The following is a 13,780-nucleotide window of genomic DNA, read 5'->3' on the forward strand; positions in this document are numbered from 1 at the left end:
GGTGTTTTTATGTCCATTCGAGTCAACAGTGATTTCTTGCTTTATCTGTTCGATGATTTGAGCGATTTCAATCTGTGACATAGTTTTATTTGTGTGATGAGTACAAAGTGTTGAGTGTGGACTTAGATATTCACTCGCACCAAGTCTTCTTGGCGTACTAAAGAAAAGCGATTGGTGGTGATGAGTGGTTGTTTAAAAGTAGGTAATGCCAATTCCACCAGATAGAACCAGGACTTCTCGATTAACTCAATCCCCAGGATTAGCCTTTGCTTTGTGCCGTGATTGGGAATTTTCAACAGTACGCGCTCTCCCAACACGAAAGAAGGTTTTTTCACAGTTCTGGGTTGTATATTACCAGTGGCAATAATTTGATGTTTAGTTGCATAAATGAAATCATTTTTGATCTCAATAATGTAATTCCAGCAATCGCCATACCACTGCACACCCAAGCAGTAGCCGAATGTTCTGTTGTCTTTGATGTAGACTTTCTCTAACACATTGACTTCAACAGGTGGAATAGCTTGTCCCCAAGGTGGGGATAAAAACCAGCATCTTTCTAAATCTGTAATTTGTTCTTTCATACTGTTTTACCCAACAAATGATTAATAGCTTTGGAATCAAGAGATGAAATACGCTTTTTAATCTGATGTGGTGGGTTTTCGAGAAATTGTTTGAGGTTTCCCGGTTTCACCTGATAGTATTTGGGAGAATTTTGATTTGCTTTGAGCCAGCCTCTTTGAATCCAATGGCGAACAGTTAATAAATTCAGTGAGAGAATACTGGCGATTTGATGGCAGGTATAATTTTCTGGACTAGTTAAAGTTTTAGTCATACATACCTCTCTAAAATTCGATACCGAGAGAAGGTTTAAAAAGCAAAATTCAGGAGTGCAAAAAACTTGGGAGACTTATTTCCTTAGTCAAGCCACTCCAGCTTTTACCCCTTGTAACTGCTGCATCCAAGTCTTGATTGCTACTACTTCATCAACCTCACTTGCGATCGCGTCAATCACTTGTTTTTGATACGAAGATTCAGCATCGTTAGGGTTTTCAAACTTGTCAGCCGCCCATGCCAAACACATGGTTTTTACGAGAGAATCAATCTTGCTGACAGGTAGTAAACTTGGACGGTCAACATCTTGAAATTGCAAATACTCTTTGACCAAATCAAGGGGATAATTCAACAAAGTCCGAATCTGTTTCACTCGTAAATCTTGGGGATGCGGCGGCTGTTCTGGTGTTAAGGGAAGCGATGTAGATGTACCCAAGCGAGATTGAATTTCGGTAATGATTGCACCCCAGTCAGCATTTGCATTCCATTCTCTGCGGATTCTGACTTTGGTAGTGGCATCATACAATCGACAGAAAACGGTATTTTCTTCACCAGCAGTAACAGCAATAATCAGGGGTTTAGAAAAATCTTGTACAAGTGATGCTGATAATAAGAACGTTTTGGCAAAGTTCGTATCTATGCCAGTTCGGATAATGTAAACTTCATCAGATGTCACAACAATTTCTAACTTAATATTGTCCTTACCCTTGAATTCTTTGGCTGTCACTCGCAGTTCTGATAGATAACCTATTAATCCACGTTGTTGAACTGGAATAGTTTTATCTTGGTCAATGATGAAGTGATACCAAAGATATGATTCACCGTTTGATTCACCATTTTTGACATAAAGATAAACTGGTTCTGGTGGATTGCAAAAGCCTAGTTTGATTTCATTACTCATCCTTAACCTCTGCATTTATTGAGTGTGCAATAATAATTTTTCTGTGACCCATACCTGAAATAATTGGCGAACACCTGAAAAGGCTGGTTCAGGTGTTCGTCTTTTTATGATGAAGTCTCTAAGTTAATAGAAAGCTGTTGATTTACTTCTAGTTCACATTTCAAATACGACAGTGCTGTTCGAGCATCCCCAATTGTTAAATCTGGCTGATAGTCAAGTGCTTGGTAATCAGGATGTTTTTCTATTTGAGATATCAGATATTTTGCAGATTCAACTAATAGCAATAAATCTGGTAAATCCATTTTGATTTGCTCCTTCTATCTGCAACTAAAACTGCTTAATAACTGACAGTACAAATCCATGTCCGGTGTTTTTTATTTGTGCCTGTTTCTTGTCCAACAAATACTGAATAATCGCTTGTGAAAACTGAACACGGTGTAGAGGTATAGAACCACCAGAACCACGCAGCGATCGCAGCAATCTAGCAGCAGTTCTCTCAATGTAAGGATCGAAAACTTTAGCCATCGTTTGAACCTCCAATTGCCGTCAATTGCTGCTGAAGTACTTTGATTTGCTGTTGATGTTCGTCAATCTCAGCTTGTAGCTGCTGCTGTATTTCTGCAATGGAAAGCGTTTGAAGTTGGTCTTCAGAGTAATGGTGGACTTCATCTGAATGTTTGTCGGGCAGTACCGTATAACGCCAAGAATTACCGTACTCGTGGGCTAATTGTGTATTAGCAGGCTTGTACTCTAAGCCAATTACGATTCCTTGTTGTGTACGCTGACCGAATATGAATCTGGGGTATTCCCAGTCTTGTGGAATTGATATTGTGGGTTGCATAAATTTGTTGATGGTTGAAGGGATGGGTGAGCAATTGGGACACAATTACTGAGGCTTGCCCCAATTGCAGGTGGTTATATTTGGAACTGGTAAATCATTGGATAAAGTTAGTGGGTATAAAAGCCCACTCTTTCCTTACACTGCAACTAATTCCCGCACTGGCTCAGACTCCATCAAAAGCCGCCATTCCTGTTGACTGAGTTGGTCAAATGGCTTATCTAACAAGTCCTCCCAATTCCCAGCTTCAACCACCAACAGCATTCGCACAGCCTCATCTGCCGAACTACACGCCACCTTCTGCTGTCCTGAAGCAGCCCGGATGAACCACCAGTTGCCGTCAGTAAAGCCAACTTCGCCTAATTTCTTGTCATCTTGGTAAATGCCATCATCAAGCAGTTCCAAACCGTGCTGTTCACAGGCATTGAAAATCTGCACCATGATTTCGTTTCCCGTGGTGCAGGGTTCTTCAAATGCTTGTTGTACTGGTAATGTGCCTTGCTGGTACTGCTGCTTGACGTAACTGTGGCATCGCTCAGGTTTAGTATCCCGGAAAATCTCAACGTCGTTCACCAGCACACACCAGAACAAATCCTGGTAATTCTCATGGTCGTAGCTAACGCTGGCTACCAATTGATCATCAACAGAAGCCTCTTGGTCGTAGAAGGAGATTTCGGTAATTGTGGGGACTTCTGGAAACTGCGCTGGTGCAGGTAAGGGTAGCGGTAGTGTCCCGTCTTTGTAATGCCATTCGATGTAACGGAAGCATCGAGCTTGTGTATTGTGGCGGAACATCTCTACACCGTTCACCATTACTACCCAAGGCTGCGTGACGAACTCGGCGTTGTCGTAGCTGATGTACGCGATTAACTGTTTACCAGCAAAAATCTCGAAATGGTGGGGGTTGATTTCTATTACTGTTAATTCTTCTGGAGCTATTGCTTCGGCTTGCTCCGCAACATACTGATTCAGTTCGTCTTGAGCAATCGCTTGTTCGTCGGGGGCAGCAATTCTTTTGAGGTGCGGTAGGGTGCAACGGACGGGCGGTTGCTGGGCGGGGGTGGTATGTGGCATGATGGGAATCTCCATAAATATGTGGGACAAAAGGCGATTGCTTCCAAAGTTTCCGAGGCTGAGGGCATTGCCTTTTGTTATGCTTTTATATTCGCATTTTTAAGTAATAGTGTCAATATGCGTATTCGCATTTCTAGGGTATAGTATCTATTATGAGATTATGGAGGTATGACAGTGCAAAATCAAATCAAAAAATTTATTGAAGAGAAAGGCATCAGCCGATATAAGTTCTGGCAAGACACTAAACTTGGCAGAGATACTGCTTATCGACTATGCAATGACCCCAACTACATCCCTACGGGCAGTGTATTAGACAAAATTTGTACTACTTATAAAGTTCAGCCAGGGGAATTTTTGGTTTGGCTTCCTGATGATGAGCCTGGGCTTGAAGCATTGGCTGACAACCTAATATCGGAAGTTGACGAAATGCCGGAGATTCAAAAACACTCTCGCAAGCAATCAGCAGATCAATTGGATGGAATAGTGTTGCCATTTGAAAGGAGATCGGCATGAGCGTGTTTCATCAAAGGCAATTACAGCTTTTGATGATTAGTTCTAGCACTGTCAATCCTTCTATTTATCTTTTTTTCTTCTTCAATCAGCAATTACATTTATTTACCTTGCTCAAGATCAAGTGCAGACAGATTTTGAGCAAATTGTCCTGAGCTAGAAGAGGTAGGCGCATGAACACCCCACCCCATAAGCCCACAAAATCTACCTCTGCCACATCCAGCAACCCAGAATCGCTCAACTCAGACATCGCCCCTTCCGAAGACCCAGCTTCTGCAATCATTGATGTTCCTGCTGTTGAAGTCCCTGAATTAACCCCAGAAGAACAAAGCGATCGCCTACATCTTGAACGCAGAGTTGAAAGAGCATTTTTTGAGGCGGGTAAGGCTTTGGCGGAACTGCGCGATCGCCGACTCTACCGATCCACGCATAAAACCTTTGAGGAATACTGTCGTGATAGATTTGGCCACAGCCGTCAAAAGTCAAATTATTTGATTGCAGCATCCCAAGTCTACGAAAATTTGACAACAATTTGTTGTCAAAATTCTGAGGTTGAGGATTTGACAACAAACGGGACGCAAATTCTGCCGACAAGTGAAGGGCAAGTCAGACCCATGACCAAGCTAGAATCGCAGCAGCAGTGGGAAGTGTGGCAAACTGCGGTTGAAGAAGCTGGTGGTAAAGTGCCTACAGGTCGTGTTGTCAAAAATGCGGTTCAAAGAATCATGGAACGTACCAAAATCCCCAACACCTACCAAGTCGGTGAAGTCTGCCAAATTCTTGTAAAGGACAACCCTGACCTCCGAGGCAAAGCTGGGTGTTGGGCGATTGTCGCTCAAGTGAATGACTTTAGTTGCACGGTGAAAACTTGGAATGGCGAAGTGATTGTTGGGGTGCAGCATTTGCGGTCATTCAATTACCTGCCCCAGGAGTGTCAGCAGATGCAGGAGGTGTGTGATCGCATTCGGGGGTTGCGAGAGAGCGAGAACTTGGAAGAAGCTGGTAGGGCTGTGTTGAAATATCTGGGAGAGATGAAGCGACCGTATTTGACTGCATTTGAGCAGGAGCTTTTGAGTTTTCTGGAGGCAAATGTTCATCGCAAGGATGACTAATGCTTACATTGAATCACATTCAGATGTTCATGAACTAGGGTATGGTTTGGTTAAGATAGCAAAACGACTTTTGGCACAGCAAATAATGATATTAGTAATTATACTGGTGCTGTTATAGAACACAAGGATAGTAATAGATTTTGAAACAGTAAGATTATGAACCAACAAATTAGTATAAATATACTATGATAATATATAAATTAATTTAAACGTAATGATTTGGTTTGGGAGCTAAAATGTTTAACCTAAATTTAAGTAGTTCAATGACTGACTAACCAATTTATTCAATGATGGCAAATAGTAATGTCAACAGCAAAACAGATTATTGGGTAGCAGAGACAGTATCTCTGCTCACTTTGTCATTGTTGCAGGGTGTAGGATATTGGACTATTAGAAGTATTGCTCTATCAGGACTAGGGTTCAAGCAGATACTCAAGGCTGAATCAAATGCTGAATTTATTAATTATTTATTGCAATCTAAATGTAAAAATACCAGCCAAATCGCTAACCAAATAGGTGAAAACTGGTTACAAAAGCGTGATGAATTATGGAAGCAAGGAGTTAAGCTGTATCATAATCTTGATGCACAAGGTATTAAAGTTATTCATTTTGGGCAAGAAGATTTTCCACAAACTTTACGTGAGATAGCTGATCCTCCGAAATGGCTATTTGTTCAAGGTAATATTTCTATTTTACATAAACCAGCTTTAGCTATTGTAGGAACTAGAAAACCATCTGAAGATGGAATATTTTTAGCTAATTATGTTGGTGCTTGCCTTCAATATTTTAACGCTGTTACAGTTAGTGGATTGGCATTAGGTATTGACCAAATAGTTCATAAAAAATCAATTAGAGCAAAAGTTCCAACTATTGCGTTTATTGGTACAGGTATTCTTCAGAACTATCCTGCTGGTTCCGAAAAATTACGTCAAGATATCTGTGAACATGGTGGCGCAATTGTTTCTGAATATTTACCGAATCAATCTTATAGTGCTGAGAATTTTGTAAATCGAAATAGGTTACAAGCTGGTTTAGCTGAAGTTGTTATACCTATTGAATGGAAAGTGAAAAGTGGAACGGCACATACAGTTAATTTTGCAAATAAAGCCAAGAAAATGATAGTTTGTCTCCGATTGCCAGATTGGGCTGAAGCTCATGAAGAATTAATATTGGCTAAAAAATTAGATGCAGAAATTTTTACGCTTCCGGGAGATGAGCAATTGTTTATCAATGTTATTAAGCAGAGGTTAAAAAAACAAACAAGTAATTTTAGCCTTCAAGAACAAAACATTAAAGTCATAACAAAGGATTTCCAGACTACAGAGCAAAAATTAGACCAGCAGAGTTATGAACAATTAAAGCTTTTTTAAAAGTATTAAAAATAATTTTTAAATTAGAGAAGCATTATGTATAAAAATTTGAAAGGTGTAATTTTTAGTATTGATGGAGTAATTGCAACTGGGGTAGAATCAAATGCAGTAATCAATAATTCTTTGATTTTTGAGTTAGGTCGTCTTATTAACTATTTACTTACTAATGGCTTACAGCCAGTAGTTATGGCAAACCGTGATTGGACAATTGGAAATCAAAGACTAGAAGATTTTGTATCAAATTTATGGGGTAATTTTCCTTGGTATATTGCTAATCGAGGCGATATGCCTTACAAACCTTCCAGAGAAGCCATTAATTATGTATTAGAAAAAATGGGATGGGATGATAATGAAACTATATATTTAGGTAATAGTATTGATGATATGAGAACAGCAGTAAATGGGGGTATTCTTCTACTAAATACTACATGGTACTGCAAAAATATTAGCTATGGTTTTGAATTTGATTCACCTCATGATGTTGCCCGATTTATTGATATCTTTTGTTTACGTAAACATTTTTGGCATTACTCAATCAATCAAAAAGGACTGGAATACTATTCGCTTGGCCCCTACAGTACTCATAAACCAGAATTTGCAATTTATTCAGAAGATGCAAAAAATACAGTAAAGTTTGGAGCCGGACATCCAGATTTTTGGACAAAATATTTACTATCTACTATTTATTTTTCAGGATTGCATAAACGAATTGATTTGGTAGCTCCTTATCCTGGACATAAGCAAGGCTCAACATTTAATGTAATTGAAGAGCCAATGGTAATATTTACAAAGTGCTTTAATAAAGCCTATTTACGGGATTTAGTAATTCGTCATACCCAGTCAACAAAATCAGCTTTTGCTAGAAGCTCAGGTCAACAGGTTGATCATCTTAACCAATTGAATACAATTAGGCTTAACCAATACCCATTCAATCCTAGAGGTGCTGGTGATAAACCATATAAAAATTGCCCTGTAAAAAAAGGTAAAACTGTTCTTATTGTTGATGATATCTGCACAAAAGGTTATTCATTAGAAGCTGCTCGTATATATATTGAGCAAACAGGGGCTAAAGTAATTTCTCTGTCCTGGTTAAAAACAATTAACACCGACTACGCCCAAATACAAGATTTTTCTAAATTTAACCCATTTCAAGTAAATAGATTTTTAGCTGTAGATTCTGTTACTAGACATCCATATAAAAAATATGTTTTAGATCCATTTGCTCCTGAAGAAATTGATTCTAGATTGTCAGAGTATGATAATTGGCAGTGGCCAACAGGTATTTAATAAAAGTAATTTTTAGAACGAGTGATATTATCTCGTGTTTTGGAACCAGAGAGATCGCACCCTCAAGTCATCGAAGTATATCCCCAAGCGTTTGCTGAAGCGCGTTCAGCAGATGGAGCGAGAGAAGGCAGGGGTTAGAGAGATTTTGGGGGTGTTGGGGGTGATGAAATCATGAAAAAGATTAAAATTGTTATATTTAATGTTATTTACCTAAAATATGGATTCACCAGAAGAGTATCTTATAGCTACAAAAAGTGCAGTTTTGAAGCTTTTTGATGGGATCAATTCATATAATGAAATTTTTCTTAAAAAACCAAGACCAATTTTCAATTTCAGCAGTAATTTAACTGATTCAATAGCAATATTAGAAGCTCGAAAGCAAGCTTATGATAATTGGTTACTGGAAAATGAAACAGCAATAAAGTTATCACTTCAGGCTCAAAAAGAGTATTTTGCAGAAAGCTTTGCAATTGCAGCACTTTGTGGTTCTTTGTTGCAAATAGCTTCAATGGGAATCCAACTATTTTCTACAAATGAAGAAATAGCTGAAGACTTGCCAGAAATTCTAAGTTCAGTTATAAAGCCTAAAGTTGCTAGGTTTTGTATTGGTCGTAGAGTTCGTAACGTGCCTATAGGATTAATAATTTATGCTGGTCGTAATCAGTTTAATCATATAGATGAGGAAAAGCTTAGTGGACTAAATACGACTATCTTCAATCTGATTGCAAGCTATGATGATGAGCAAGACCAATTTTTTAGGGATTTAGCATTTGATATTGAAAGTAGATTAATTATCAACTTTTCAACTAACATTGTAGGTTTAATTGGTTGGAAAAGCTATGAGTCCTATGATTCAGATATGCGTTCGCTACTTATTGGCACTAGCGGCTAAATCTTAACCGCTCCGAACTCAGATGTATGGGTAGGTGCTGGTGCATCGTTAGCTATTTGTCCAAGTGATGATCACTTCAAAATGCTGCGGCTTTATGTAGACACTATGGCTTTGTCTATCATTACTAATGGGATATTGTGTCTAGCTTATTCTCTACCATATTCCACTGCACCTAATGCTTTAAGCGTGGCTTTTTCACATTCGCTTAAACCTTTAACATCTGTAATGTTCATATTTTCGTATGGTCTTCTACTGATTAATGTTTTCAAACACTCTCCTGTTTCAACGTTCCAAAGTTTAATCGTGCTATCACAACTGCAACTAGCAATTATGCTACCGTTTGAACTAAAGGCAACTGAGCGAATCCAAAGAGAATGACCTCGCAAAATTTGCAGACACTCACCACTGTTAATATCCCAAAGTCTTACAGTCTGATCATCTCCACCACTAGCTAGAATTTTACCATCTGAACTCAAGGCAACAGCTAATACTGAGTCAGTATGCCCATGTAAACTTCTTAAACATTCACCTGTGGAAGTATTCCATAACCCAACACTTGCGTTAGACATTCCACTAGCTAAAACTTGACTATCAAGACTAAAAGCAATTGAACGTGTACCAACATTATTTCCTACCTGCCAAGTTTTAAGGCATTCACCTGTATGGATATTCCATAGTCTTATTGTTCCATCTGCAAGACCGCTCGCAAGTATTTTGCCATCTAAATTAAAAGCAACTGAGCGTATTGAGTAATCCGAGTGCAAAACCTTCCAGCATTCTCCGGATTGAACGTCCCATAATCTTATAGTTCCATCGGCACTACCACTGGCAAGTAATTGATTGCCTGGATTAAAAGCAACAGATTGTACCCAACCACGATGCCCTCTTAAAGTTTTCAAACATTCTCCGGTTTGAAAGTCCCATAATATGATTGTGTGATCGGCACTACCACTGGCAAGTATCATACTACTTTGATTAAAAGCAATAGACTGTACCCAGTGAGTATGACCTTGTAGAGTTCTGATAGATTCACCAGTGCTTATATCCCATATAACTACTGCCAAATCGTCTGCACTAGCCAAATTTTTGCTATCTAAACTAAAAAGAATAGAGTTTACCCAATTACTATAGCCTTGTAAAATCTTTAAGCATTCACCAGTTTTAATATTCCAAAACCTTACTGTTTTGTCATAGCTACCACTAACAAGAGAGTTACCATCTGGGCTGAAAGAAATTGAACGTACTATATTAAAATGACCTTCAAATATTTGAAGACATTTTTTCGTGTTCATATCCCAAAGTTTTATTGTTTGGTTACTACTACTAGCAAGTATTTTACTATTAGGACTAAAACTAATATTGAATATTGGATGGTTATGTGCTTGTAACGTTAACTTACATTCACCTGTTTGAATGTCCCATAATTTTATAGTTGTATCGTAACCAGCACTAGCAAGCAGGTGACTATCTGGACTAAAAGCAACTGAACGCACTGTTTTCGTATGTTCATCTAAAATTTTCAAACATTTTCCAGTTTGAGTATTCCATAACCTTACGGTATTGTCTGAAGCTCCACTGACAAGCATCTTAGCATCTGTAGAGAAGGCAACTGATTGTACTGAATTAGTATGCCCCTCTAAAATTTGGAAACATTGACCAGTATCTATATCCCATAATCTTATGGTTGTATCGGCACCACCACTAGCCAAAATTTTATTTCTAGGACAAAACACCACAGAATTTACAGCAGAGTTATGTCCTTCCAAAGTTTTTAAGCATTTGCCATTATTGCTATTCCATAGCTTTATTGTTCCATCGTAACTACAGCTAACCAAAGTTTTAGAATCAGAGCTAAAGTTAACTGATAAGATTCCAGAAGTATGTCCTTTACAAGTTAATACTTCTCTACCAGTAGAAACTTCCCATAAGCGAATAATGCAATTTCCATCGCCAGTAACTATAAACTGACCATCTGAATTGTATGCAACTGAGAAAACTGCGCCAAAGTCTTTGATAAACCCAGAATCAATGAAATTAGCTTTAGTAAAATTGACATCCCGCAAACTCGCACTACTGAAATCTGCTGCTTTAATAACTGCATCACTTAAATCTCTCTTTTCCAATGCAGCCCGATCTACTTTCACTGCTAACGTCGCTGCATTTCCCCCAATGTAACCAACTTCATCCTCAGTTCTACCTCTTGTGGCTTCAATCACATTAATAAGAGACTCATGATTACTCAATACTGGCACAAGCAAATCCATTACAGCTTTTGTGAGTGGTGCTTTGCCAAAATTTTCTCTTAACTTCTCAAAAGATTCAGTTGTAAATGCTTTTAGCGGCGCAACAATATCATTTAATTGACGTAAAAAATAACCAGACCAAGTATAATCAACAGGCGTTGTATTTATGTCTAAACATGATTGAGCCTGAGCTAATTCTGTAAAGTCACTAGCTAATGCCCCCAACTCTGCGGCAAATTTGTATGCTACAAAAAACTCTAGTAGCGAACGGTGAGCCGGGGTATAATCACCATCAGCATTTCGTACAAGCATTGTCTGTGCCATCATGTCATAATGCCAATGGTCTAAATCCTTTTCTTCTTGCACAACCGAACCAAATAAGCGCCGAATGCGTTCGGGAAAAAGCCTATAGTTCAGGCTCATCTGATTAGTAGATAGCATTTCCCAAGATAGCTCACATAAAAAGTAGAGTTTGTCTGCTAGGGAGGTAAATGTGCGTTCTGCTTTAATATCTCGTTCCATTTTTCTTCGCACTGCATACAAGTAGACCCTTGCCATATCCACAGGTCTACCCGCTTCAATATCTGGCAATGCTTCTAGAATTAAGTCAGTCATAATTGGGCGACGAGCTAAGTCTAGTAATTGTGGATTTCTCATTACCTGCTCAACTGTTGTCAGTTCAGCTTGATATGACAGCACTTGCTGAATTTGTTCATCACTAAACTTTTCTAATTCCAATACCTCAAATTGAGGTGTTTCACCAGTTAAATTTTTAGTTGATGCTTGCAATTCTGCATTAAGTAATTCCCTTCCTTCCTTCGCTTCGGGAAAATGCTCCGTACGACAAGTAAGTATCACCTTAGAACCGGGAACTACTACCTTTGCTAGTTCCCAAAAGTTATTAATCATTTCTTGCTTATCTACCCGTGCTGCCATTTCATCGAAGCCATCAAAGATGAGTAATAATTTACCCATACGGTTGAGTTGTTCAAAGGCAGAATATCCAGGTAGAGGAATTTCATGTTTGCGAAAGAAAAACTCAGAAAACAGTGACTCTACACTTACGGCTTTGGCATAATCCCGTAATGGGATTACTAAAGGCAATCGAGGAAGTTCAACACCTCGTTTTTGAGCATCTCGATAGCGTTGCAGTGATACCCAAGCATAGTGTAAAGCAAACCAAGTTTTACCTGTACCAAACTCCCCAAGTATAGAAATATGTTCTTTAACTGGATCATGTAGCCAACGGTCGATATAGCCATCAATCCAACCGTCTGATTCATCGTAATAGCTAACAGCTATTTGATTTTTACTAACAGGGTCTAATTCTTCTTTTTTACAGGCTAAAGGAACATACTGTGTGTCAATTTTTTTCCTTTTTACTTCAGATTCTAGCCAATCTAAATAACTGCTAAAATCTGCATCCTGCGCTAACAATTCATCAAAAGTATAACAGGCAAGATGACTATTCTCAGGCTTTTGAGTCTCTGTTCTTGCTGCTTTAGAAATACGGCGAGTTGTTACTAACCATCCCTCATCTACTCTTTGTGTTTGGGTTGACTGTTGCAAAGCTATGACATCGCTGAGTTGAACTTCACCTTCTATGCCACGTACAAGAATCCGATCATATCGATTACGCCTAACAGGAACATTAATAATCCACTCAAAAAATGAATCATCCCAAATTTCATATTTCTCAAATCGATAGCCTAAAGTTTCAAACCAACCGCGCATTTGTTGAGCTAAGGCGATCGCTCTGCATTTATTCTCAGTTGCCGTTGCTGGTAATGGTAAGGCTGGTTGAGTTTCTGCTGTCAAGCGTGCGATTTCTGTCCGAATTCCTTCCAGCGTGGGCAATCTGTCTAGTTGTTCAGTGATAGTTGCAATCCGTTGATGCAGAGAACCAATTCTCTGATTCAGCAAAACATCAGCAGGTGTGCGAGTGCGTTTTGCAACTTCAATAAATACAGTCGCAAATGCAGCTACTTCGCGTCTTACGTCTAGTCCCAAAGTTCTAATTTCATCGCCCAGACTGTAGGTATTGAGAAAAGCATCTACCTCCGAAAGCACAATTGAAGGGTTGTTATGGTCTAATGCCTTGCGGAAAGCTACTTTTATGGTTTCATGGCGGAATAATTCGAGAAATGCTTTTGGTTTTCCTATCCCGTATTCCACCAGGGCATAAGCGTAAACAGCACTAAAATCAGCAGGTGGATGCTCTGGATCAAGGTAAAACTGCTGGAGTAACTTAATTACTGTCTCGGAGCGCAGAATTTTTTCCTTGATTAGAGGATTGGCAACGCTAGTAATTGCGCTGATGACTAGATCCAAGTTAATTGAAATCATTACTTCACCCCGAAAATGCCCCAGGTATTCGCGCTAAATAACGCTTAATAACTATTAAAATATTAATTTTATCAACGACACTTTTCTTTTACACTTTCTCAAGCATTAGAGATTGCTAACAGATGCCACATATTGGCGATGCTTGACGGCAAGCCGAAGAGCGCGTCTACGCATTTCACGGGTGTATTTGAGTGAACTGGAGGAGTCGGTGCGGAGGTTTTTGGAGTCGTTAGGGAAGCTGAAGCGGAGTTATTTGACTGCTGTGGAGGAGAAATTGCTAGTGCTTCTAGAGTTGGAGTACAGAAATGGATAAGCCACCAAAAGTGTTTAGCACTCTCAGCATTGCCCTAAATTGAGAATCTTGAATTTTTAGGAG

Annotated in this window: 13 protein-coding genes; 5 read left to right on the plus strand and 8 right to left on the minus strand. The window is 39.0% G+C overall.

The genetic code is table 11. The features are described from left to right. Positions 1-122 precede the first annotated feature (122 nt). From H6G75_RS31555 to H6G75_RS31585, 7 genes are all read right to left on the minus strand, one after another. A complete protein-coding gene (locus H6G75_RS31555; RefSeq protein WP_190983817.1) occupies positions 123-581 on the minus strand; it encodes a DUF1392 domain-containing protein in 459 nt (152 codons plus the stop codon). Further along, positions 578-832 (minus strand): hypothetical protein, encoded by a 255-nt coding sequence (locus tag H6G75_RS31560; RefSeq protein WP_190983818.1) that lies wholly within the window; start codon positions 830-832, stop codon positions 578-580. The genes H6G75_RS31555 and H6G75_RS31560 overlap by 4 nt, the downstream gene beginning before the upstream one ends. 87 nt (positions 833-919) lie before the next feature. Further along, positions 920-1,732, minus strand: a complete 813-nt coding sequence (locus tag H6G75_RS31565; protein WP_190983819.1) for a hypothetical protein — start codon at positions 1,730-1,732, stop codon at positions 920-922. A 104-nt stretch (positions 1,733-1,836) separates the two neighbouring features. Then, entirely contained in the window at positions 1,837-2,034 is a 198-nt protein-coding gene (locus tag H6G75_RS31570) for a hypothetical protein (RefSeq protein ID WP_190983820.1), read from the minus strand. Between the two features lie 25 nt (positions 2,035-2,059). After that, entirely contained in the window at positions 2,060-2,257 is a 198-nt protein-coding gene (locus tag H6G75_RS31575) for a hypothetical protein (protein WP_190983821.1), read from the minus strand. Then, positions 2,250-2,573: a hypothetical protein gene (locus tag H6G75_RS31580; protein WP_190983822.1), complete on the minus strand. Its 324-nt coding sequence runs from the start codon at positions 2,571-2,573 to the stop codon at positions 2,250-2,252. Before H6G75_RS31580 ends, H6G75_RS31575 begins: the two co-directional genes overlap by 8 nt. A 135-nt stretch (positions 2,574-2,708) precedes the next feature. Further along, a complete protein-coding gene (locus H6G75_RS31585) occupies positions 2,709-3,644 on the minus strand; it encodes a hypothetical protein (RefSeq protein ID WP_190983823.1) in 936 nt (311 codons plus the stop codon). Between the two features lie 174 nt (positions 3,645-3,818). Between H6G75_RS31585 and H6G75_RS31590 the strand changes: the two genes are divergently transcribed. The 5 genes from H6G75_RS31590 to H6G75_RS31610 all read left to right on the plus strand — a co-directional run bounded on the left by H6G75_RS31590 (position 3,819) and on the right by H6G75_RS31610 (position 8,815). Further along, complete coding sequence (locus H6G75_RS31590; protein WP_190983824.1) at positions 3,819-4,157, plus strand: helix-turn-helix domain-containing protein; 339 nt, start codon at positions 3,819-3,821, stop codon at positions 4,155-4,157. A 170-nt stretch (positions 4,158-4,327) separates the two neighbouring features. Further along, complete coding sequence (locus H6G75_RS31595) at positions 4,328-5,266, plus strand: hypothetical protein (RefSeq protein WP_190676534.1); 939 nt, start codon at positions 4,328-4,330, stop codon at positions 5,264-5,266. Between the two features lie 287 nt (positions 5,267-5,553). Further along, complete coding sequence (locus H6G75_RS31600) at positions 5,554-6,636, plus strand: DNA-processing protein DprA (RefSeq protein WP_190983825.1); 1,083 nt, start codon at positions 5,554-5,556, stop codon at positions 6,634-6,636. Between the two features lie 36 nt (positions 6,637-6,672). Further along, complete coding sequence (locus H6G75_RS31605; RefSeq protein WP_190983826.1) at positions 6,673-7,923, plus strand: phosphoribosyltransferase family protein; 1,251 nt, start codon at positions 6,673-6,675, stop codon at positions 7,921-7,923. Positions 7,924-8,140: 217 nt separating this feature from the next. Then, complete coding sequence (locus tag H6G75_RS31610) at positions 8,141-8,815, plus strand: hypothetical protein (RefSeq protein ID WP_190983827.1); 675 nt, start codon at positions 8,141-8,143, stop codon at positions 8,813-8,815. Positions 8,816-8,961: 146 nt separating this feature from the next. Here the strand turns inward: H6G75_RS31610 and H6G75_RS31615 are convergent, their stop codons facing one another. After that, complete coding sequence (locus tag H6G75_RS31615) at positions 8,962-13,404, minus strand: NACHT domain-containing protein (protein WP_190983828.1); 4,443 nt, start codon at positions 13,402-13,404, stop codon at positions 8,962-8,964. Positions 13,405-13,780 lie beyond the last annotated feature (376 nt).

The organism is Nostoc sp. FACHB-280, from assembly GCF_014697615.1.
In the GTDB taxonomy this organism is placed as follows: Bacteria; Cyanobacteriota; Cyanobacteriia; order Cyanobacteriales; family Nostocaceae; genus Nostoc_B.

Bases quoted from the DNA above. Each gene is read 5' to 3' on its own strand.
- H6G75_RS31555 (WP_190983817.1), bottom strand. From the start codon at position 581: ATGAAAGAACAAATTACAGATTTAGAAAGATGCTGGTTTTTATCCCCA.
- H6G75_RS31560 (WP_190983818.1), bottom strand. From the start codon at position 832: ATGACTAAAACTTTAACTAGTCCAGAAAATTATACCTGCCATCAAATC.
- H6G75_RS31565 (WP_190983819.1), bottom strand. From the start codon at position 1,732: ATGAGTAATGAAATCAAACTAGGCTTTTGCAATCCACCAGAACCAGTT.
- H6G75_RS31570 (WP_190983820.1), bottom strand. From the start codon at position 2,034: ATGGATTTACCAGATTTATTGCTATTAGTTGAATCTGCAAAATATCTG.
- H6G75_RS31575 (WP_190983821.1), bottom strand. From the start codon at position 2,257: ATGGCTAAAGTTTTCGATCCTTACATTGAGAGAACTGCTGCTAGATTG.
- H6G75_RS31580 (WP_190983822.1), bottom strand. From the start codon at position 2,573: ATGCAACCCACAATATCAATTCCACAAGACTGGGAATACCCCAGATTC.
- H6G75_RS31585 (WP_190983823.1), bottom strand. From the start codon at position 3,644: ATGCCACATACCACCCCCGCCCAGCAACCGCCCGTCCGTTGCACCCTA.
- H6G75_RS31595 (WP_190676534.1), top strand. From the start codon at position 4,328: ATGAACACCCCACCCCATAAGCCCACAAAATCTACCTCTGCCACATCC.
- H6G75_RS31600 (WP_190983825.1), top strand. From the start codon at position 5,554: ATGATGGCAAATAGTAATGTCAACAGCAAAACAGATTATTGGGTAGCA.
- H6G75_RS31605 (WP_190983826.1), top strand. From the start codon at position 6,673: ATGTATAAAAATTTGAAAGGTGTAATTTTTAGTATTGATGGAGTAATT.
- H6G75_RS31610 (WP_190983827.1), top strand. From the start codon at position 8,141: ATGGATTCACCAGAAGAGTATCTTATAGCTACAAAAAGTGCAGTTTTG.
- H6G75_RS31615 (WP_190983828.1), bottom strand. From the start codon at position 13,404: ATGATTTCAATTAACTTGGATCTAGTCATCAGCGCAATTACTAGCGTT.